This window comes from Halostagnicola sp. A56 (assembly GCF_000691505.1).
Classification (GTDB): Archaea; Halobacteriota; Halobacteria; order Halobacteriales; family Natrialbaceae; genus Halostagnicola.
Genome location: NZ_JMIP02000011.1, coordinates 17,008 through 38,717 on the forward strand (window position 1 = coordinate 17,008; position 21,710 = coordinate 38,717).

The window sequence follows — 21,710 nt, forward strand, 5'->3', positions numbered from 1 at the left end:
TGTCAGACTGGAACTGTTGGCCGATCTTCGATCGCCTTGGCGCCGTCTTGCAGCGCCGTGATGAGAGTATCGACGTAGCGTTCGCGAACGCGAGAGGAAAACAGTTCGTGCCCGCCGCTATAGAGGACGACGTGTTCGGCGGGAACGCGCTCGCCGATCGGTCGGAGGCTGATGACCGGATCACGAAGCGAGCAGAAGACGACGGCGTCGTGATCGATCGTGAGCAGTTCCTGCTGGGCATGGCGCGTCTCACGGACGAACGCCGGGGAGACCCACTCAGGGGTCGTCGCGATCTGATGATCCGTTGCGAGACTACCCAGGTCTTCCGTGCCCATCCCGCCGAAGGGGACGAACGGAAAGTCCGTCGGGATCCGTTCGACGAGCTCGAGGACGAACTCCGGGTGGTCCTCGCTGTAGGCCCACCACGGGCTCAGGTAGACGTGGTTTTCCGCCCCGTCGAGAGCCTGGCCGACGAGCGCGCCGGCGCTGTGGGCGAGCAGCTGATAGCCGTCGAGGTCGACGACGTACTCGACGATCGGCTCGAGCCAGTCGGCTTTGAAGTCGTCGATGTTCGTCGGGAGTTCGAACGCGTGGATCCGAAACCCGGCATCTGCGAGCCGGCCAATGAGCCAACTCACGTTTTCGTGGGTCCAGCGATTCCCCCAGCCCATGATAAAGACCAGGTCGTCGTCGCTGCCCTCGTTGAAGATGCGGTGTCTCATACCCGCCCGTTCATCGGCCGGGACCAAAAATCTGCGCTCTTGACACGACCCCCCGGAAGGACCGCTCTATCGCTCGTCAGGGGCCGTTGTGTCCGTTTCTACGCGTGAGTCACGGCGGAAGGATGTCGAGTGCCATCGCGCCGATGAAACAGGCGACGAGCACGACCGCGCCACCGATCCAGAGCAACGCACCACCCTCGAGGGCGAATAACACACCGATCACGAACAGTCCGGACGCCAGCGAGAGCATGACGATCGTCGCGAGGACGTTTTTCAGCGCGTCTTCGATGGCCGTCCGTCGAATCTCGTACTGTCGGTGGTCCTCGAGGCTGAAATCGAGTTCACCGTTGTCTGGAGGGGCTGACTCGTCCATCGGGCAAATATCACGCTGATTGATATAAAGCGTTGTGACTCGTCATTCGAGAGCATCGAAGGGCACGGGAGCCACTGGCGTGCTCTCCGTATCATGGCTGGTCCCGCGTCGCGGCTTGTCCTCGTACTGTGGCTGCTCCTCGTGTCGCAGCTCTCGTTTTCCGCCCGTGAGAAACGGATTTGGGGCTCGAGACGCTAGGACGCGTAATGAGTGGATTTTCTCGCGACGAGGCCGTCGACCGGCTCGAGTCGATCGTCGAGACCGTCGAGAACGACCTCACGCCGGTTCCCGTCCGCGAAGTGTGGGCGTTCGGGGATATCGCACTGGGTCTCGATCCGGTCGAACGGTTGGACGTCTACCTGACGAAAGACGTGCTCGTCCGCGACGATCAAGCGGGTCGCTCAGCGGCGGACGCCGAGTACGATATCGAGGGCGTCGGCAAGTCGGTCCGCGCGGAGTGGGCCGAGCGCTATCCCGAACACCTTCGAGCAAACCGAAACGGCCACGCCGCACCCGAGAAGTGTCTGGCCGCCCAGTTGCTTCCCGATGACGAACCGGTCCATCTCGAGGTCTGTAATACGTCCTTTGAGGACAACGTCACACAACGACTCCGCGGCGCGAAGCTCAGGGAGGACTACACGCAGTTGCTCGACCCTCGAGGCGTCTGTCTCTGGGTCGACGGCACGACGAGCGAGGAGGCGTTTCGAAAACTCCGCGAGGGCGACCTCGCGCTGCCGACGCTGTCTGCGGCCCTCGAGATGCTCGGAATGGACGAACCGGAAGCGACTGACGCGGCCCAAGCCGTCCACGAGTGGCGGTCGACACAGGAGGGCGTGACGATCCGCGGTGACGTGGTCTGAGCGACTTCCCGCGGGCTCACCGCTCGCGCTCGGAAGTCGAACTCGACGGCTCCGGAACTGAACCCTCCGACTCCGGCACTGAACCCCTCGGCTCCGGTACCGATCCAGTCGTGACGAAAAACGGAACCGATTCCTCGCGGCGGTACTCTCGAGACGCCATCTGGTCGATCACGTCTCGGCCCATCTCTCGCCAGGAACTCCGCAAGTCGTCGTACTCCGACTCGGTCAACGCGCCCGCGAGCATCGTCTCACGATCGTCCGCCAGCCCGGATCCGGTCGCTTTGCGCCGTGCGTCGTTCACCGCTCCCTCGTTGTAGGGTGGTTCGACGCGCCGGACGTGATCGTAGCGGCACGTCCCGTGGACGTCGAGGCCAGCCGATTCGAAGGCCTCGCGCGCTCCATCTCCCAGCGTCACGTCGGTCCGAACGCCGTCGAGGTAGGCCCGGCGCGCACGCCGCTCGAGTCGCTCCTCGCGGTCGACGCTCGAGTCGATGTCGACGGCGCTGTTATCAGGTTCGATCGCCGCGACCAGATCGCTCGAGACGCGGGCGAACTCCGCGAGCGCCGCCGTCGGGTCCGGGAGATTGATCAACAGCGCCTGACAGACGACCAGATCGAACGAATCGTCCGCGAACGGAAGCTCGAGCGCGTTTCCGGCGACCGTCGCGACGCCGTCTCGAGTTCGCGCGCTCTCGAGGAGCGCCATATCAACGTCACAGCCGAGAACCGTTCCCGGCGAGTCGGCGGCGAGGACGGCGCTCAACTCGCCGGTTCCACAGCCCACGTCGAGAACCCGGTCACGCGACTCGAGCGAAAGCGGCGCGAGCGCCGCTCGAGAACCCGCCCACATGCCCTCGCGGGTTCGACGAAGGTATTCCGCCGTAAACTCGCGCACGAGTCGACACTGCGGCGTCTCGAGTAAAAGCGAGTCGGTTTCTCCCGCGGCGCCTCGCTCGTCTCGTCGCGGATCGACCGGTCGGGCCTGCGGATTCGCGGCCAACCTATTTCCGATCGATCGGTGATCGTTCCGTATGGGAGATACGACAACCTATACGGACGACCTCGCGCGAGAAGAAGCGTCGGACCTGATTCAGGAACTGGCTCGAGAGCTCCGCGAGGGCGACACCGCGGAGGTCCGCATCGGGAACAAGATGGTCGAGTTATCGCCCGCCTCGGAGGTCGAGTACTCGATCGAGGCCAACGAGCGATCACCGATGCTCGGAGGCGCTCACGAATCGATCACCGTCGAGGTATCCTGGTCGGTGCCGGACAAAAGCTAACATCGGGCGCGACACGTTCGCCGCGACGGACACCAGTTCGCTGTGGCGGTCTCGAGTCTGCGGTCGTTCCGCGTGAGTTTACCTTCGATTCGCACGAACTCGCCGTCGATCTGCACGGACTCATCGTCGGTTTGTACGGACTCGCCGTTAGTCCCGCGCCGCCGCGAATCGCCGTTAGTCCTCGCGGAGTTCTTTGACCTTCTCGATGTTCCACGCGAAGCCGCGGCCGTCTTCGGTCGGCGTCTCGAGTGCGAACGGCAGGTTCCGGAGGTCCGGGTGGTTCACGATGGCGCGCATGCCGTCCTCGCCGATGTACCCCTCGCCGATGAGCGCGTGTTCGTCCTTGTGGGTTCCCACGTCGTGTTTCGAGTCGTTCAGGTGGATGTACTCGAGGTACTCGAGGCCAACTTCGTCGTCGAAGCGGCCGATCGTCTCGTCGACGGCCGCGGGCGTGGTGAGGTCGTTGCCCGCGACCAGCGTGTGGGCGGTGTCGATGCAGATGCCGATGTCGGTCTCGGTGCGGTCGATGATCCCCGCGAGGTGGGCGAACTTGCCGCCGAGTTTCGTCCCGCTTCCCGCGTCGGATTCGATGAGTATCGTCACGTCCTCGGGAACCTCGAGGTCGTCGATGACGCCAGCAGCGTTGTCGAGGCCGCCTTCGACGCCAGCGCCGGTGTGGGCTCCCAGATGGACGTTTACGTAGGGAATGCCGAGGCGTTCGGCCGCATCGAGTTCGGCCTGCATGCTCTCCGTTGACTTTCGGCGCAGATCCTCCTTTGGCGTACAGAGGTTGACCAGATACGCGGAGTGGATGACCCACGGCCCCTCGAGTTCGTCGTCGGTCTCTTCTTTGAACCCCTCGGCGGCTTCCTCGCTGATCTCTGGTTGCGCCCAGACCTGCGGCGAGGTCGTAAACACCTGTCCGCAGTTCCCGCCGAAGGCGAGCTGGCGGTGTACCGCGTTTCGGATGTCGTCGTAGGGCGGTGTCTCGTCGTCGGAGGAAACGCGCGATCCGGAAATCGAAACGTGTGCGCCGACCTTCATAGGCCCTCGTCAGTACTGGTTCGTGATAGGTATACCGAAGCGATCTCGTCCCTGCCGCCGTCCAGCCTGTCGCCAACCAGCCTGTCGCCAACCAACCAGCCGCCGACCGACGCGCCGCGGATCGATCAGTGTTCGCCCGCCTCGAGTACCTCGCGATCGCGCACCCACGCGTCGCTGCCGAACTTCCGCTCGGCGAGTGCCTCGGCGGCCGCGAGTTCGTCGTCTCGCCACGACCCCGCCTCGGCGTCACACCACGCGCCGAGCGTGTCGGCGAGCGCGTCGACCGCCTCACTGCGCTCGAGACCCGTCTGTTCGCGGATGCTCGTCACGCGATCCGTAAACGTGGCTTCCTCGAGGTCGGTGTCGAAGACGCTGACGTGGCGCGCGGGCTCGAGGCTGTAGCTGATCGAACCGTGCTGGATGACGACGTCGCGCTGTCGGTACTGAGCGTTGCCGCTGATCTTCGCCCCGTCGACGACGATGTCGTGGGCCGGGTTGATATCTCGCAGGTAACAGGACGGTTGATAGATCGACTCCCGTTCGGACTCGGCGAAGGTGGCGTCGACGCCCATCTCGGCGAACGCCTCGAGAATCGGCTCGCAAAACAGGTCGTAACACTCCATGAGGTCGCCAGGTACCTCCGCGGCGGGCGCGACGATCGTATAGGAGATGTCGGCGACCGCGTCGTGGTAGATGCCGCCGCCGCCGGTCTGTCGGCGCGTGACGCCGACGCCGTTTTCTACACACCAGTCCCAGTCGACCGTCTCGGCGTCCTGTCGGTACCCCAGCGAGAGCGTTCCGGGCTCCCACGAGTAGACGCGAACCGTTCGAAGGTCGTCCTCGAGGGCCGTTCGGGCGGCGACTTCCTCGAGGGACATCTGCATCGCCCCGTCGCGGGCGTCGTCCCTGATCAGCCGCCAGTCCCGGCTTTCGAGATTCGTCGCGGTCATACCTCTCGAGACGAGTGGAACCGTGTTAGAGATTGTGGAGGCGATCGCACGCGACGAATTCAGGACGACGCTCGAGCGGAATTCGTGGCCGCCGCCAGTCGCTAGTCCGACGGAACGCTGACCAGTCCGGACGGGCGTTCGTCGGTCGACGTCTGCAGGACGAGCTCCCACGTCGACGATGAGCCGTCGATCGGTTCGGCCCGGGAAATCGAGATCGGCGACTCGGGAGCGTGGCGAAACAGTTCGATCGCCAGCGGAAGCGTGACGACGCCCGTCTCCGCCCGCCCGAGCGGGTACGCCGACAGCGTCACCGTCCACGAGCGCGTCTGAACCTCCTTTTCGAGCGCGTTTCGCTCGAGCGTGTAACTATCGAAGAGTGTGACCGACTGCAGCCGAGACAGCGCGAACTCGAGGGGGTCGTCGTCCGCGGGCGGCGAGGACAGTCGTTCGGCCGCTGCCGTCAGAACTGCGGCTTGGGCCTCTGAGTCGAGTCGCCGCTCGAGTTCGATCGCCATGCTCTCGAGGAGTCGAAGGCAGAGTTCGTCCGGCGTTTCGATCGTCTCTGCGATCTCGAGGTAGGTGTCCATGATCGCCCGTTCGACCGACTGGTGGGACGATTCGGCGACGGTTTCGAACACCGCCCCCGCGATGGCGTGACAGAAATCGACGAGCGACTCCTCGGACGCCGACCGATCGTCCGGCGGGGGAAGCGGTGTCTCGCGACCCGCAGTCGCGTCTCGGGCGGGTACCGTACTCGCCGTTTCGGATCCGCTCGGCGTCGATGAATCGGTTTTCTCGCAGACGATTACGTCGTAGCGTGGCAGTTGTGGATCGTATCGGCGAAGCGCCGCGCGGTACTGTTCGGTCGCCCGCGCGGCTGCTCGAGCCGTCGGTCTGTTCTCGAAGCGAAGTCCGATCGCGGGTGAGGGACGTTCGCCGGTCCGTCCGCAGACCAGATAGTAGCGGCCCGTCTCCTCGGCGAGTGCCTCGAGGTGCTGGCGGATGTCTCCGAGTGTCGTTCCGATCATTGGTCTCGCTGTCGCCTCACGCTTTAGGCTAGCCTAAAACATTATAACTGCTTTGATTGTTCGACGTATCGACCGACAGGTGCAGTGACGATGTTATCTCTATCCTCATTTCCGCCCGGTTGCCTCGAGAAGAGCCGGTATACAGCGGCGGGGAAACGAATCGACACGACCAGATCGCATAAATAGCGTTGTCGGCCGTCGGATCGACTATCCGATAGTCGAACTGTCTGTCTCACGATCCGCGGTGATTTCCCGTGCCGCCTCGAGGATCCGCTCGTCGTCGACGTGTTCGAGCAGTCGCTCCTGCCCGCGGAGACGCCGGCGCGCTCGGTCCGAACGGTCGATGTACTGCTCGAGGGCGCTGATGAATCTGGCTCGGCGGTCATTCAGCTATGTCGCCGTTGACGATGTCGCTTACCCGCTCGCGGTCGAACAACTCCTCGTCGACGTCGTAGACCTGCTGTGCCGCGCGTTCGGTGAGGACGAGGTTCGTGATCGGGCCCTGATACAGCGGGCCGCCGCGATAGACGTCTCCGTTTTCGACGGCGGTGAGATCGCTCGCGACGGCGTGATCTCGCATGTACGCGAGGACTGTCTCTTCGAACTCCGTGGCGGGTTTATCTTCCAGGCCGCGAAGCAGGATAACCTCGGGATCGATCTCGTGAAGGGTTTCGTAGTCGATCTCGCCGCGATCGCTGTGGAAGTCCTTCACGCCGGTTTCGGCGAGCGCATCGGAGACTTGCAGATCGTTCCACTGCTTGAAACTCGTCCCCTCGTCGATGAGATACGGTGAAAATTTCTCCGGTTCGTCGCTGTAGGTTTACATGGCATATTTTCGAATCGTCGCCCGGAACGCGTCTCACTCGGCACTCAACTGGTGTCTGGGGGAACTACTCGGTCGGTGGCCAAAATTCTTTACAACCATACTACTGTATATGGGGTCCTTCCGGGAAACAAATCATACGTTCTGTAATAGCAAATTGCATTCTTTATATGAATTAATTACACTTGTTTTGGAGAACGACCGGGGCGCAAATAGATCGGTATGCTCGCCGAAACGTAGATTCGGTTTCGTTGCCGAGCTATTCCGGCCACTCTGTAAACTGCGCCTCGACTATTCGGAGTGGCCACGGTTCAACTTCAGACCGCCGTCCTCGAAGTACCGTACAGTAGGTGTGGGTATCGATTCCACTGGAATCGTCACCGATCTCACCCCAAACCGCAGGCTACTCCCCGGTCCGCGCATTCTGGTAGTACGACCGCGGAACCGACGGCCGGTCGAAGCAATACTTATGTGAGTGGTCACGACAGCTAGTTCTATGGGAACGATTTCGTACGACTTCGATGAAGAGACCGTAATCGTCACCGGCGGCGCGTCGGGCATCGGCCGGGAAGTTGCTCGCCGTTTCGGCGACGCGGGCGCGACGGTGATCGTCGCGGACATCCGCGAGCACCAATCGAATTGAAAACATCCCTGTCCTCCAGCGAAAAGCGAATCTTCGAACCATAGGATATCATATATCATATTAGAATGCTAAAGTGGAATCTGATTGGGTTAGTCTAAAGGACGATGAAGCGGCGAACGCGATTCGGAGATCGCTCGACAAAATACGAGACAGAACGATGAGAATCGAAACTATATAGATATTTGATAGCACACCTCGCTTCGAGCACGCACGAGAAAGTACCAGTTGCGAAATTTCGAAAGACACTGAGAAGACGACAACGAAGGTACGACCGACGGCTACACACCCAAAGAAACATACAGACAAGTGACAAATCGACTAGCAGGAAGGTCTGTGAGTGAACGACTGAAGCCGTCACATCGTTATCGAATCACCACGAAACCGTGGTGAAACGGAGTTCGATCGGTCTCGAGTGCAGCAACGAATCACGCACCGATATGAGCTGCTCGAGCTCGAATCAAACGCGGATCGACAACGAGTTGAGCAGCCCATATAGTATATGGCGCTATATCTATTTTGCTGGGGCGGCGAACTGCATCTCGTGATTTCGCAACGGTTGAACACTCGATCACCAGATCCGATAGTCCCTAACGCACAGGGACTGTACCGTCGACCAATCCGATCGAGAACACTACGAGGGACGTGCCCGTCTAATTTCATTCGAGACAGTGCCATCTGGGGAGTCTCCGAACGTCGAAACGGTGCCTCGAGTCGGAGGGCAGCAAAGCATTTAGCACTCCAATATAAAAAGAGAGGTAGCGCGACGCGAGCGAACCACAGGATAGCCTGCAAAACAGAGAGACAGCGTCTATCCACCCATTGTATAGAATTGTGACACTCGAGTGGTCAGTATCAGACAACGTAACACGGTCGTCGGTTCTGTCATAGATACCCGCGCTGCGAACCCGGTATCTACGTGTTCTAACTGTTACATTAGTGCGGACACAACCGCAGGAACCGTTGCGGTTTCACCCCACACAGAGAGGGGACTGGATCAGTCGTTTTCCCGTTCGATCGCCGCTGAGTCGGTTCCGGGCTCGACGACCGCGAACGAAAAGGCGAGCAGGAGCAAAAACAGGATGCTAACGCCGAGAACGACCTGCGAGATCGCCTGAAGGAATCCCATACAGCCGTATTCGTCGAGACCATAATAAAGATTGGCACGCAGCGTGGTGCGACCGCGAAATCGACTCGAGATCGATTACCCCTTGTACTCCATGTCCGCGTCGGCCATTTTGGGAAGCAGGTACAGCGCGTCTTCGGTGCCGTCGATAACGCCCGCTGGCCCGTCGAGGGACCAGTTTCCGGCGTTGTACGCGCCGGCGTCCGGCTGGAACATCGCCTCCATCTCCGGAATGTTCTGGTTCCACCACCACATCAGTTCGCGGTGGTACTGGTCCTCGTCGGTGACCTGCCACTGGCGAATGTGCTCTTCGACGTTGATCGTCTTCGTTCCCTCGGACCCGTCCGGATCGCCGACCGGCATCGGGATCTCCACTTCGGGGTTGAAGTGCGTAATCGACTGCACCCAGTTCGGGACCAGATCCAGTGCCCAGAGCGCTCGTACCCCGTTAGCCGAGGAGCCGTCGGGCATTATGTGGTAGTCGCCTGACTGGCGGCGTTCGTCGAACGTCGCGTCGTCGACTTGCTCCTGCTCGACGGCGATACCGAAATCCTCGAGATTCTGCTTGAGGACGCCGATGTCCTTTCGATCCGCTCCGTTCATGACGTTGATCTCGAATCGTTCACCGTCCGGCGTCATCCAGTTTCCGTCGCCGTCCCGTTCGTAGCCTTCCTCCTCGAGGTACTCGGCAGCGCGTTCGGTATTGTTCTGTCCGTAGTGCTCGAAGTCTTCGACCCAACCGGCGGCGTCGTGGCTGCCCTCTTCGAGCACGTTACCTGGTACTCGACAGGGCGGCCACTCGAAGAGGCGGTTGACACCCTCGAGCGTCTGCGAGACCTGTTGGCGGTCGAAGACGTGACAGACGGCCTTGCGCACGTTCGCGCTGTCGAACGGCGTCTCGAAGTCGACCTCGTGGCCGCAGTTGAACGCGAACAGTTTGTTGGTCGAGAAACCTTCCTTGATGAGCGTGTGGCCCTCGGGGAGTTGGGATTTGACGTCGTCCTCGACGGGGAACTGCGTGTGTGCGGCGTCGACCTCGTCGTTGACGTACGGCTGGGTCGGGTTGTTGTTCTCGAAGACGTGCGAGGAGTACTCGCTAAAGTTGAGCGCGTCGCGTTCGGATGATCGTCGAAGCGCTCGAAGAGCATTACGCGGTCGCCGAGGTCGCTGGCTTCGAACGGCCCGTTCCCGACGGCGTCTTCGAGGGTCGGATACTTCTCCGTCGTGATCTCCTCGAGGAGAGCTTCCATCTCGGCGTCGTCCTCCGTGTTTCGCAACTGTTCGTGCCACTCGGACCACTGGTCGTCGGTGTGCTTGGTAAAGATACCGCGGCTCTCGTCGCCGACGAGGTCCGCCGTCGCGTTTTGCACCGCGACCTTCGCCGACAGGGGATCGTGAAGGTTGACCCGTGCAGTCTGTGCGTCGGGAGCCTCGGCCGATTCGAGGAACTGGTGGGGGCGTTCGCCGTCTTCCGCTTGAAATTCCAGAATCTCGAGTGCGATCTGGAGCTGCATGACCCAGTCGTCGGCCACGAGCTGGTCCCCGTCGTGCCACACCCAGTCCTCGCTGAACGTGAACTCGAGGGTGGTGTCGTCGACCATCTCCCAGTCGGTCGCGACCAGGGGATAGATCTCGTCCTCCGAGGGGCTGTAGATGACCGGGCGATCGAAGATGAGCGCCCCCGGATGCCACGTTCCCCGCTGGGAGGGGTTCCACGGGTTGCAGTGTCGCTCCGACGGAAGGGCGCTGCTGGTTTCCGGATCGAAGACGCGGAACCGATCCGTGCCGCCGCCAGAATCGCTCAGACACCCCGCCACGAGCGCGGCCCCACCCGCTGTCCCGTACTTGATGAAGTCTCTCCGACTCGTTCCACTATTCCGCCAGTTGTTACCTTCTGGCATACACCATACTGAGATGGAGGTGATATAAATAGTTAACTAATGATCAATGAAGTCGCCGACAGGTCTCGGATCGAGGGCTCCGGGTGAGTCGCGCGGAGGTGAACGACCACCGCCTCGAGGAAACGTCGACGGGATCGACCCACCGTTACCCGGTGTATTCGATCGTCGCTTCGTCCATCTTCGGAACGAGGTACAGCGCGTCGTCGACGCCGTCGACGATACCGTCCGGCCCCTCGAGAGTCCAGTCGGTGCCGTTGTAGGCGCCGGCGTCCGGCTGGAACATCGCCTCCATCTGCGGGACGTGCTGGTTCCACCACCACAGCAGTTCCCGGTGGTACTGGTCCTCGCCGGTGACCTGCCACTGGCGGATATGCTCTTCGACGTTGATCGTCTTCGTGCCGCTTTCGCCCTCCGGATCGCCGACCGGCATCGGAATCTCGGCCTCAAGGTCGAAGTGAACGATCGACTGAAGCCACCGGGGGACCAGATCGAGTCCCCACATGGCGGTGACGCCGTTCGCGGACGAGATATCGGGCATCAGATGGTACTCGCCGGCGTGGCGACGCTCGTCGAACGTCGCCGGGTCGACCTGTTCCTGCTCGACGGCGATACCGAAATCCTCGAGATTTTGCTTGAGAACCCCGATGTCCTTTCGATCCGCGCCGTTCATCACGTCGACCTCGAATCGACCACCGTCCGGCGTGTACCACGCGCCGTCGTCGCGCTCGAACCCCTCGCGCTCGAGGAGTTCGGCGGCGCGTTCGGTGTCGTTTCGCCCGTACTTCGTGAAGTCTTGCACCCACTCGACGGCATCGTGTGACCCGTCGGCCAGAGCGGGGCCCGGCACTCGAGACGGCGGCCAGTCGAACAGTCGATTGACCCCCTCGAGGAGCTGAGTGACCTGCTGGCGGTCGAAGACGTGACAGACGGCCTTACGCACGTTCGCGCTGTCGAACGGCGTCTCGAAATCGATATCGTGTCCGCAGTTGAACGCGAACAACAGGTTCGTCGAGAGGTCCTCCCTAACGAGCGTGTGTTCTTCGGGGAGCTGTCCCTTCGAATCGTCCGCAACCGGAAACTCGATGTGCGCGGCGTCGACCTCGTCGTTGGCGTACGGTTGGACCGGATTCTCGACATCGAAGATGCGCATCGAACACTCGCTAAAGTTGAGAGCGTCGGCGTTCGGGTGATCGTCGAACCGCTCGAAGACCGCGACGGTGTCCCCCACGTCGGCGACCTCGAAGGGGCCGTTCCCGATCACGTCCTCGAGCGCCGGATAGTTCGTCGTCGTGATCTCCTCGACGACGGCACCACGTTGCTCGCCCTCGGCGTCCTGAAGTCGCCGGTGCCAGTCGGCCCACTGGTCGTCGGTGTGTTTCGTGAAGATACCGCGACTCTCGTCGCCGACGAGGTCGGAAACGGCGGTCTGGATCGCGTATGGAGTCCGCAGCGGTTCGTAGAGTGAGACGCGTGCGGTTCGGTCGTCTACGGCCTCGGCCGACTCGAGGAACTGGTGGGGACGCGCGCCGTCTTCCGCCTGAAATTCCAGCATCGCGAGCGCGATCTGGAGCTGCATGACCCAGTCGTCGGCGACGACCTGGTCACCGTCGTGCCACGTCCATTCGTCGCTGAACGTGACCTCGAGGGTGGTGTCGTCGACCATCTCCCAGTCGGTCGCGACCAGCGGGAAAGACTCGTCGGCGACTGGGCTGTAAGCGACCGGACGGTCGTAGACGAGCGCGCCGGGATGCCACGCCCCTCGACGCTGGAGGTTCCAGGGGTTACAGTGTCTTCGAGACATGGGTGCACCGCCGGTTTCCGCATCGAGCATTCGAAATCGGTCGGTGTTGCTGCCGCCGCTCAAACAGCCAGCGACGGCCGTGAACCCGCCCGCAGCGCCGTACGCGAGAATATCTCGTCGACTCGGACATCCATATTGGTGGTTGTTACCATTGGCCATATACTATAGTGCACAAACTAATATTTATAAGTTGGTGACCGAGCAGAATGCGGTCCAATGGCGGTCCGAGCGCGGCCGGCACACGTTAGATCGACTACAACGGGCCTCGCGTTCGAATGGATCCCGAGCGCCTCGCCGGACCGAAACGTTTTATCGGCGGTTCACCAGAGTCACAGTATCCCATGGACGATAGCACTGTCATCGTCACCGGCTCGAGCAAAGGTATCGGAAGAGCACTCGCAGAGCGCTTCGCCACAGAGGGAGCGAACGTCGTCACGAACTCTCGAGACGAAGCCCGCGCGACTGCCGTCGCGGAAGAGCTCCTCGACGCCGGTGGAACTGCTGTCGGCATCGGCGCCGACATGAGCGACCGAGCCGAGGTCCAAGCCCTCGTCGACGGCGCAGTCGAGGAGTTCGGCTCGCTCGACATCATGGTGAACAACGCCGGAAACACCGTTATCGGGCCCGCCCTCGAGATGGAACCGGAAGACTGGCAGCGGGTGATCGACGTGAACCTCACCGGCGTCTTCTTCGGCATGCAAGCGGCCGGCCAGCAAATGGCTGCGCAGGGAACCGGCGGGCAGATCGTCAACATCAGCAGTATGATCGGCGAACAGGGGTTCGCACAGCGTGCGCCCTACTGCGCCTCGAAGGCCGGCGTGAACAATTTGACCAGAGTCTTCGCCGTGGAGTTGGCCGAACACGACGTGCACGTCAACGCGCTCGCGCCGGGATTCGTTCGGACCGATATCACCGAACAGACTCAGGACGCGGCGGGATACACCGACGAAGACGTTCGAAAGCGGGCCCCGCTCGGCCGATTCGGGACGACCGAAGAGATCGCGAACTGCGTCGAGTTTCTGGCCGGCGGCGATCACTACCTCACCGGCGAGGTTCTCCGCGCGGACGGCGGCTGGATGGCAAACGCCTGGGGACCGGACGAGTAAGCGAAGGAGTCTGCGGAATCGAAATCGGAGCCCGGAAACCGGACGACTGGCGAACGTCTTTTTTCTAGCTATTTCCAATGGTTTTGGTTCACGAGAAACGGCACAAGAGCAGTCGATGCTGCCGTTCCTTTCAGATAGGTTCGTCGTGTCTGCTTCATTGTACTGCAACTGTGACAAACACAACCAATTATAAATATTTTTTCTAGCTATTTCCAATGGTTTTGGTTCACGAGAAACGGCACAAGAGCAGCTAACCACCCTTTTAGTCGACAGAACGAATCCGGCGGACCTCCTGAAGTGGAGTTACTCGTTTACGACCAACCATCTGTTCCCTGCACGGGAACATTACGACAGTACCTGTGTAAAACTCCTTTACGTAGGTACAATTGTAAATAATGTGGGGGAGAATCGGTGGCTCGGAACCGACGACGAAGAATACCCGGTAAAACCGCTGTGTGAATCGTTTTCGTGACTCGACAGAGTCAGTATCGAAGTGTTCGGCGAGTAAATACGATCTGTGGACGGATTTCTAACTCGAACGAACGGTTCCGAAAGACGCATCCGGCGCTGGAGAAACCCGTTCGAAACCGGGTGATCAGGAGAATGGGTCGATCAGACACAGCCGACAGGAGCGACGAATCTCCGATGGCCGTTCCCGACAAGCGAACGCTTTACGTGGTACCATTACACAAAGTAGCTCGCGTGATCACTCGAAACAGCCTTCCGGGGTGCCACGGACTACCCGCGGACATCAGCTCTAAGCGTGTGTATCGGACGGAAATAGGTGACTTACAGTCGCAGTGTCGTTCGATACACAGGAACGGTTCGAGACTCGAGGGAAAGTCACCAGTATCACACGGTTTTTCTCAGACGGACTAGTTTTCGGAGGTCTCAGACGGACTAGTTTTCGGAGAATTAATTCGTCTTTCCAGAGGGGGGTAAGGCATTTCAGGGGATTGAGGGCACTTTCGAAGTCAGTTCAGCCTCCGCTATTCGACCGGTGTGCTTCGTAGGAACTGGCGCTACTAGTAACCGAATCGAACCTACCCGTTCGATGCCGTCAGACACCACTTCGTCCGCTGTTATTCTCGAAGTTGGGAGCGAAATTTCGGACGGACCGGAAGATCTGGGAGCAAAACCCGACGGAACGACAACAGCGGACACAGTGGTGTCAATCCGGCAGAGATAACAGCGGACACAGTGGTGACACAGGGACTCCTCGCCGCCATTCCTCGAGTGAGAGAAGATCGCGAGTTGAACCCGATCTCAGGAAAAATACCAGACCTGACCGAGATTTCAGATGGATGTATCTTCGCAGAGAGATGCGAACTAGCAGAAAGTGATTGTAGCGCCGAGGATGTTGACATGGAAGTGATTGATGGGAAACCGAACCATCAGACACGGTGTCGGCGTTGGAAAGATGCAGTTACGGACCCGATCAAACCGGATATAGAACCCGATCAATCGAGTACATCGACAAATAACGAAGAGTTGGTCAAGGCTGCGGATGTGAAAAAATATTTCGGCGAAAATACGTTCTTTGATCAAATATTCGGGAGTGAACCACCTGTCAAAGCAGTCGATGGAGTCGATTTAACCGTGAACAAGGGAGAAACACTTGGACTGGTCGGTGAAAGCGGCTGTGGAAAAAGCACTCTTGGAGAGAGCCTTCTCAAATTGCTCGATATTACTGATGGCAAAGTAATGTTTCGCGGGGAAAATGTAGACGATCTAAGTGGTTCCGATCTCCAAGAATTCCGTTCGAATGTACAGATTGTCTTTCAAAATCCCCATTCCAGCCTCAACCCTCGTAAACGGATCGGCAATCAATTGAACCGCTCGCTGAAATTGCTCGCTGATGGTGACAATGACGAACGTCACGATCGGATGAATGAATTGTTAGATCAGGTTGGTCTTGACAGCAACTACGCTTCACGGTACCCACACGAACTATCAGGCGGAGAGAAACAGCGTGTTGCAATCGCGCGGGCATTCGCTGCACAACCTGCGTTTATCGTACTCGACGAGCCAGTAAGTTCACTCGATGTGAGCGTTCAGGCCACCATACTAAATCTACTCTCGACGCTTCGGGAAGAATATAATTCGTCGTACCTGTTTATCAGTCACGACCTGAGCGTCGTAAAACACATCAGCGACAGGATTGCGGTCATGTATCTCGGAGAGATCGTGGAAGTGGGGTCACAGGAATCTATTTTCGAACCCCCATATCATCCGTACACTCGAGCGCTCCTTTCAGCAAATCCGGATCCAGACCCGAATCAGAAGTCAGACCGGATTCGACTCGAGGGAGACGTTCCAAGCCCCCGTGATCCACCTAGCGGGTGTCCGTTCCATACCCGTTGTCCGCAGTACATGGGTGAAAAATGTAAGCAAGAAGAGCCAGAACTCGAAACAATCGAAACCGACGACGGGGAGACACATCAGATCGCATGTCACCTCGATGAAACTGAGCTTGCAGACAATCTCTCGCGGTGAACTGCCCTATGCTACTCGCTCACGACTACTTTCGTTCACTTCTTGCGGAAGGAGAGTTAGCGCCGAGTTCCCGTTAGACACCGGCAATAGGCTACAATATCGTTCCCTCCGGCGGTTTTAACATCAGCCGCCGTGTCCGGTCACACGGATGACGTTCGAATCAAGCCAAGTGAGCACGGTGTTGACAGATTCATTTACAACTCTAGTGCACCAACTTTCTACTCCGGAGGTATTCGAGGGATACGCCGACGATCCAGAAGAGGCGGCTCGCATCTGGGGCACGAGAGCTACCCGGTATGGGTTAGTCGGCACAATGCTGGGTGAGTTTCGATCCTGTAGAGAAAAATATGAGAGGGCGTTAGACTACACTATCGAGCGATTGGAAATAGATGTCCCTGAAAGCGAACGAGAAGAAATGCTCAGCCCGTGGGAAAACCGACCGGCCTTCGATGATGTGCCGCCGGGACTCGAACGGCTAACTGATGCGGGGTACGAAGTGTACGTGTTATCCAACGGTGACCAAGCTATGTTGGATGATATGATCGAATCGGCCGGAATCGGTGATCACATCTCTGGGACTATCAGCGCGAGCGACGTCGGTTTCTACAAACCCGATCCGCGTCTCTATCGCCACGCAGCAGTACAGACCGGCACGCCAGTAACCGAAATCGCCCACGTGACAGCGTCGTGGAACGACGTTCTCGGCGCGATGCATACTGGTATGCAAGGCGTGTGGCTCAACCGGGGCGACGACACGTGGGAAGATATTCTGGGAGACGCCGACCTCGAAGTAGACACGTTCCACGAGTTCGCTGATACGCTCGGAATCTGACTCACACGCTTACATGGTAACGTGCAATATATGAGTTGGTGAATGTTAGAAGACTTATCGAACGTTTCTAAGAAGGCACATCGTAGGTTGTCTCGCTCGGTCAGTCCTTGGACACTGTGGTCTCCTTATTCGGGAGAAGATGACTCGAGCAGTCCATCGACGAGTCTCGTGAACCGATCGACGAAGCGGTCGGGGACTGTCGGAGAGACCACCGACAGTAACGGACCGATCCGATCCGGATCCGTGAGCCGCAGGGTGACATGCTGGTGCTGATCGTACCGTTTTTCGATAACCTCGTGAGCGAGGAGCCGGTCGACGTGGTGCTCGAGGGTGCTTCGAGCGATATCGAGTGTCTCGGTGATCTCACCGGGAGTAGCCGAGCCGTGTTCAATGAGGTAAACGACGATCTCGCGGACCGTCTCGCGACGGAACAGCGCTAACGTTTCACGCTCCCAGTCGTCGTATTCCGGCGGGTAATAGTGGGTTCGGCCGTAGAATTCGCTTCGGACCAGCTGCCCTTCATCGATCAATCGGCGAATGTGGTACTGGACCTGTCCGGTTGCGAAATCTGACTCTCTGACGAGTTCGTTGAAATGGATTCCGGCGTTCGCATGGACCTGTCTTCGTATCTGTTGGCGAGTGTCGGTCATTGTATTGATCGAAATCGGTTGGAATGGCGCAGTTATTACAGATCCCTATTCAGACAGTATAACCCCTTCCGACCGTTCCTGATAACTAAGAACCGGTGATATTCGTAGGCGCTACTGTCCTCTCGGCGTGACGTACAGAACAACCCTCGCCTGCTCTGTTTCTCCCGATCACTGCCACCGAAGCATATAGATAGCGTTCCAACTAATCCGTGATAGAGCCGTATGCTCGTATTTGGTGCGTTCGACAACGCGTGGCTAAACCCACAGCTAGCGCCGGTTCTCATCGCGATAATCCTCCTCGCGGCCGTCGGGACGGTCGTGCTGTTCGGTGCCGGCCTTCTCGCGTACTCGAGACGAGGAACGACCCGGTATCTACTGATCACGGTCGTCCTCGGACTGCTCGTCGGTCGATCGGTCGTCGGGCTCGGCACCGTCTTCGGTCTGGTACCGATGACCGTCCACCACCTCGCCGGACACACCATCGATTTCCTCATCGCGGTGACGGTACTCTACGTCGTCTATCAAAGCGGGACAAAAACGGAGAGATACTCCTTTGGAGACTAACAGACTGGGTTGGGGGACCGCTCGAGTATACGAGAAGGGGTGCACACCTGCTGGGGTCCGCTTTTCAGACGGACGTTAGCTCGTCGAAGAGTGCGGTGACTCGACGCTCGATGTCGTCTCGAATGGTTCGTACCCGATCAAGGTCCTGCCCGTCAGGATCAGCGAGGTTCCAGTCACGGATATCGACCTGAGTTCCAATCGATCCGACATCGAGCGTCGAACAGCCCATCGTCGCGACGTAATCGCAGGAGCGTACCTCCTCGCTCGTAATCTCGCGCGGTGTTCTATCAGAAATATCGAACCCCGCTTCGTCCATCACTTCGATCACCTGCTCGTGAACGTAGTCAGCCGGATGCGTTCCACCGGTCAGGATCTCGACGCGGTCCTCGAGGCCGCGTCGCGCTCGCTCGCGTTCTGCGAACGCGGTCGACAGCTGGGAGCGGCCAGCGTTCTGAACGCACACGAAGGCGATACGAGTCGGACCGCTCGACGCAGTGTCGATAGGCATAGTGAATACGCGTGCGCAGTCACCGCCTATCAATTGCGTTCTTATGTGACGAGGAGACGATCCGTCGGACCGAACGAAATTGATACCCTCTGAAACGGTTCTCACCGAGACGGCCGGTTCACGTCGTTTCGAACGCCGAAAGCGCCTCGGTATCGATGGAGGCAGCGGTTTGAGCCGTTGGAAGCCCACGTTCTGCCCGGGTACAGACCTTCGCTCGCCCGAATGGACGCGAGATCATCCCTTTCTCTGTTAGGATCTACCCCCGCCGTACCAAAGATATAGCGCCATAGGATATATTTCATCAGAGAGCGGTCGTCGGGCGACCCTCACCCACGATACTCTCGCCAGTTAGGTTCCACCGAGAAAGGACAGCCTAGTTGAAAAGAGTTCTCACGAGATTAGATACCCAATGGGAAAAGCGCTGATCCAGTGGAGACGGCGGAATCCAAAATAGAGGACGACGAAAGACTTCGGCTACCTGACGACCGGTCAGTAGGGAACGTGTTCGCGCGGCAGGGTACTCCTCGAGAAAACGTATGCATTCATAATAGCTACCTCGCGTAGAATAGCTACCCAAGCTATTGCACACCAGCCACCTATCGTAGCTATCACGACTACCCCCAGAGTGATGTCGGGTCTACTGGCCCAGACCTCTCTGGAATGATCCCGACCACTCCCGTGATAGAGACGCGACACAGTATCGGGCCAACCACGGACTCGAGCGGTACTAGGCAAGAACCGTCAACCACCAATGCCACGGTACCGACAACTGAGGCGATCGTCAGGAACCTGATTCAGAAGTGGCCAGCATTCAGTGAGTCGGTAGACATTTCGACGACCACGCACCAGATTTGCTCGACCACGAGTCACCCAAATCGGATACGACTCGAGCGATCGGACGACCGTATCCCCACGGTCAGCTCGAGGAACGGACCAACAGTTGAGAAAAGCACCCTATCTTACCACACGCACGCGGGTGATCTCTCATTCAACTTCGGAATGGCTCATACACAGGGGACCAAATTAGAGTTGTACAGACACAATAGGTAGAATAGGCAAGCCAGATACAATAGCTACAATAGCTACAATAGCACCAATATATACAATAGAATAGGTGGCTAAAGCAGGACTCGAAATCCGGTAGTCGAAGAGATAACCGCCGAGCAATCAGGAAACACACCATGAAAAGACAAGGGAAGCACAGTAGAAAAACAGATCCCATAGAAGAGAGAGGGACACCAGTTAAAATAGAGGCGATAGAAAAGACATACTAGATAGCTGGAGTAGCGTATAGAGATGAGCTAGATACAACAGATGGGACGGGCGAGCCAGGTGAGGTAGCTACAATAGAGATAATAGACGCAATAGAGAGGTTAGGTACAATAGGTAAAATAGGCACAATAGATAGGATGAGTACAATAGACGAGCTAACCGTTCTTACTATTGCACCTATTAAATCTACCACACCTATTGCAGCTATTTCACCTATCGCACCTGTTGTTTCTGACAGAAGCCTCGGGAGGAGACATATACCGGTTTGAAAGGGGCTGAACGGTTAGATATCGTTGCCTTCCGAAACAAGCTCGAGTCGAACTTTCGACAGAACCGCGACTCGCTCGATTCGATTGCGGACTCTCGGCGATTGCTTGGGACCTCGCACCGGTTCGAGATACGGCCATCGAGCAGATCCAAAATTTAATCTCCGTTTAATTTCATCGATTGGTAACGAATGGGCACCATCGCTAACGGAAAGTGGCGAGCACTCATCTTGGTCGGGATTGCGGAGTCGTTTGCGATGACGCTGTGGTTTAGCGGGACAGCGGTCGGCCCTGAACTGGCCGAGATGTGGCACCTTTCCGCTGGCGAGACGGCGTGGCTGACCAACGCCGTCCAACTGGGGTTCGTCGTCGGCGCATTGCTGTCAGCAACGCTCACCATCGCCGACGTGGTCCGTCCTCGGTACCTCTTCGCAGGGTCGGCACTCGCCGGCGCGGGTGCGACGGCACTCATCGCCGGATTCGTCTCGAGTGGTCTCCCGGCGATCGGCCTCCGTTTCGTCACCGGCGTCACCCTCGCGGGCGTCTATCCGACCGGGATGAAGATGATGGCCGCGTGGTTCGACGAGGGGCGCGGGCTCGCTATCGGTGTCCTCGTCGGCGCGCTCACCGTCGGTTCGGCATCCCCACATCTCATTCGGGCGGTCGGTGGCATCGGTCAACCCGACCTCGTCCTCTACGGGACCGCAGGGCTCGCGGCCCTCGGTGGGCTTCTCGTCCTCGCATACGAGAGTGGGCCGTACCAGCCCGAGACGTCCCCATTCGATCCGAGCGCAATCTGGCGTATCGTAACCGACCGCGGTGTCGTCCTGGCAAACACCGGCTATTTCGGTCACATGTGGGAACTGTACGCGGTCTGGACGTGGATACCGGTCTATCTCGCGGCCAGCCTCGAGGCCAGCGGGACGGCCAACGCCGAACAAGTCGCGGCACTGCTTGCGTTCGGAACCATCGCGGTCGGCGGCGTGGGAGCCTGGCTCGCGGGTTCGGCTGCCGATCGCTGGGGGCGGTCGCTGGTGACGAGCGTCTCGATGGGCGTCTTCGGCACCGCCTGCCTCCTCGCTGGTCTCGTCTTCGGATCGTCACTGGTCGTCGTCGTCCCTTTCGTCCTCGTCTGGGGATTCTTCATCGTCGCAGACTCTGCACAATTTTCCGCGGCCATCTCTGAACTGGCCGACAAGAGTTACGTCGGCTCTGCACTGACGCTTCAGACCGCCATCGGATTTCTCATCACCATCGCCTCCATCCAGTTGATCCCCGTAGTGCAGAGCGTGGTCGGGTGGCGGTGGGCTTTCATCCCGCTCGTTGTGGGCCCACTAGTGGGCACGAGCGCGATGTTGTTGCTGCGATCGCTTCCAGAGGCCACCCAATTGGCAGGTGGGCGTGGATAATTCGGACCACTCTCCTGTTCTAGTCTCGATCCCTCACAGAGTCGGGAACAGTACCGAGA

17 protein-coding genes and 3 pseudogenes are annotated in these 21,710 nt (G+C 59.1%); 8 read left to right on the forward strand and 12 right to left on the reverse strand.

From position 1 onward, the window contains the following. Window positions 1–2 precede the first annotated feature (2 nt). Entirely contained in the window at window positions 3–722 is a 720-nt protein-coding gene (locus tag EL22_RS00615; RefSeq protein WP_050049672.1) for an alpha/beta fold hydrolase, read from the reverse strand. Between the two features lie 109 nt (window positions 723–831). After that, the gene (locus EL22_RS00620; protein ID WP_050049673.1) at window positions 832–1,095 is read right to left on the reverse strand and encodes a hypothetical protein; all 264 of its coding nucleotides are present in this window, start codon (window positions 1,093–1,095) and stop codon (window positions 832–834) included. A 206-nt stretch (window positions 1,096–1,301) separates the two neighbouring features. On the opposite strand from EL22_RS00620, the gene EL22_RS00625 reads away from it, so the two are divergent. Then, the gene (locus EL22_RS00625) at window positions 1,302–1,955 is read left to right on the forward strand and encodes a hypothetical protein (RefSeq protein WP_050049674.1); all 654 of its coding nucleotides are present in this window, start codon (window positions 1,302–1,304) and stop codon (window positions 1,953–1,955) included. 16 nt (window positions 1,956–1,971) lie between these two features. Here EL22_RS00625 and EL22_RS00630 read toward each other — a convergent pair whose 3' ends face one another. Next, window positions 1,972–2,850: a class I SAM-dependent methyltransferase gene (locus EL22_RS00630; protein WP_082146633.1), complete on the reverse strand. Its 879-nt coding sequence runs from the start codon at window positions 2,848–2,850 to the stop codon at window positions 1,972–1,974. 136 nt (window positions 2,851–2,986) lie between these two features. On the opposite strand from EL22_RS00630, the gene EL22_RS00635 reads away from it, so the two are divergent. Beyond that, window positions 2,987–3,235, forward strand: a complete 249-nt coding sequence (locus tag EL22_RS00635; protein WP_050049675.1) for an amphi-Trp domain-containing protein — start codon at window positions 2,987–2,989, stop codon at window positions 3,233–3,235. A 174-nt stretch (window positions 3,236–3,409) separates the two neighbouring features. Here the strand turns inward: EL22_RS00635 and EL22_RS00640 are convergent, their stop codons facing one another. The 4 genes and pseudogenes from EL22_RS00640 to EL22_RS00655 form a co-directional block, all read right to left on the reverse strand. After that, entirely contained in the window at window positions 3,410–4,279 is an 870-nt protein-coding gene (locus tag EL22_RS00640) for a deoxyribonuclease IV (protein ID WP_050049676.1), read from the reverse strand. Window positions 4,280–4,404: 125 nt separating this feature from the next. Further along, window positions 4,405–5,229 (reverse strand): biotin/lipoate A/B protein ligase family protein, encoded by an 825-nt coding sequence (locus EL22_RS00645; protein ID WP_050049677.1) that lies wholly within the window; start codon window positions 5,227–5,229, stop codon window positions 4,405–4,407. A 101-nt stretch (window positions 5,230–5,330) separates the two neighbouring features. After that, window positions 5,331–6,257 (reverse strand): hypothetical protein, encoded by a 927-nt coding sequence (locus EL22_RS00650; RefSeq protein ID WP_050049678.1) that lies wholly within the window; start codon window positions 6,255–6,257, stop codon window positions 5,331–5,333. A 382-nt stretch (window positions 6,258–6,639) separates the two neighbouring features. Continuing rightward, window positions 6,640–7,068: pseudogene (locus EL22_RS00655) on the reverse strand (ABC transporter substrate-binding protein); the annotation flags it as partial. A gap of 508 nt (window positions 7,069–7,576) precedes the next feature. Between EL22_RS00655 and EL22_RS15795 the strand changes: the two are divergent. After that, window positions 7,577–7,708, forward strand: a pseudogene (locus EL22_RS15795) (SDR family NAD(P)-dependent oxidoreductase); the annotation flags it as partial. 1,009 nt (window positions 7,709–8,717) lie between these two features. Here EL22_RS15795 and EL22_RS18900 read toward each other — a convergent pair. The 3 genes and pseudogenes from EL22_RS18900 to EL22_RS00665 form a co-directional block, all read right to left on the reverse strand. Further along, the gene (locus EL22_RS18900) at window positions 8,718–8,849 is read right to left on the reverse strand and encodes a hypothetical protein (protein ID WP_255349650.1); all 132 of its coding nucleotides are present in this window, start codon (window positions 8,847–8,849) and stop codon (window positions 8,718–8,720) included. Window positions 8,850–8,924: 75 nt separating this feature from the next. Further along, window positions 8,925–10,747: pseudogene (locus EL22_RS00660) on the reverse strand (ABC transporter substrate-binding protein). Window positions 10,748–10,892: 145 nt separating this feature from the next. Then, window positions 10,893–12,707 carry an ABC transporter substrate-binding protein gene (locus EL22_RS00665; RefSeq protein WP_050049679.1) on the reverse strand — a complete coding sequence of 605 codons (1,815 nt, stop codon included), beginning with the start codon at window positions 12,705–12,707 and terminating at the stop codon, window positions 10,893–10,895. Window positions 12,708–12,889: 182 nt separating this feature from the next. On the opposite strand from EL22_RS00665, the gene EL22_RS00670 reads away from it, so the two are divergent. The 3 genes from EL22_RS00670 to EL22_RS15800 all read left to right on the forward strand — a co-directional run bounded on the left by EL22_RS00670 (window position 12,890) and on the right by EL22_RS15800 (window position 16,982). Beyond that, window positions 12,890–13,654, forward strand: a complete 765-nt coding sequence (locus EL22_RS00670; protein WP_050049687.1) for an SDR family NAD(P)-dependent oxidoreductase — start codon at window positions 12,890–12,892, stop codon at window positions 13,652–13,654. Window positions 13,655–14,857: 1,203 nt separating this feature from the next. Beyond that, a complete protein-coding gene (locus EL22_RS00675; protein ID WP_231587847.1) occupies window positions 14,858–16,150 on the forward strand; it encodes an oligopeptide/dipeptide ABC transporter ATP-binding protein in 1,293 nt (430 codons plus the stop codon). A gap of 148 nt (window positions 16,151–16,298) precedes the next feature. Further along, the gene (locus EL22_RS15800) at window positions 16,299–16,982 is read left to right on the forward strand and encodes an HAD-IA family hydrolase (RefSeq protein WP_082146630.1); all 684 of its coding nucleotides are present in this window, start codon (window positions 16,299–16,301) and stop codon (window positions 16,980–16,982) included. Window positions 16,983–17,107: 125 nt separating this feature from the next. Here EL22_RS15800 and EL22_RS00685 read toward each other — a convergent pair whose 3' ends face one another. Then, complete coding sequence (locus tag EL22_RS00685) at window positions 17,108–17,632, reverse strand: winged helix-turn-helix transcriptional regulator (RefSeq protein ID WP_050049681.1); 525 nt, start codon at window positions 17,630–17,632, stop codon at window positions 17,108–17,110. Window positions 17,633–17,854: 222 nt separating this feature from the next. On the opposite strand from EL22_RS00685, the gene EL22_RS00690 reads away from it, so the two are divergent. Continuing rightward, on the forward strand, window positions 17,855–18,196 hold the full coding sequence (locus tag EL22_RS00690) for a hypothetical protein (RefSeq protein ID WP_050049682.1): 342 nt from the start codon (window positions 17,855–17,857) through the stop codon (window positions 18,194–18,196). Between the two features lie 64 nt (window positions 18,197–18,260). Here the strand turns inward: EL22_RS00690 and EL22_RS00695 are convergent, their stop codons facing one another. Next, a complete protein-coding gene (locus EL22_RS00695) occupies window positions 18,261–18,704 on the reverse strand; it encodes a low molecular weight phosphatase family protein (RefSeq protein WP_050049683.1) in 444 nt (147 codons plus the stop codon). Window positions 18,705–20,433: 1,729 nt separating this feature from the next. Here EL22_RS00695 and EL22_RS00700 point away from each other — a divergent pair. Next, on the forward strand, window positions 20,434–21,651 hold the full coding sequence (locus tag EL22_RS00700) for an MFS transporter (RefSeq protein WP_050049684.1): 1,218 nt from the start codon (window positions 20,434–20,436) through the stop codon (window positions 21,649–21,651). Window positions 21,652–21,710: the final 59 nt, after the last annotated feature.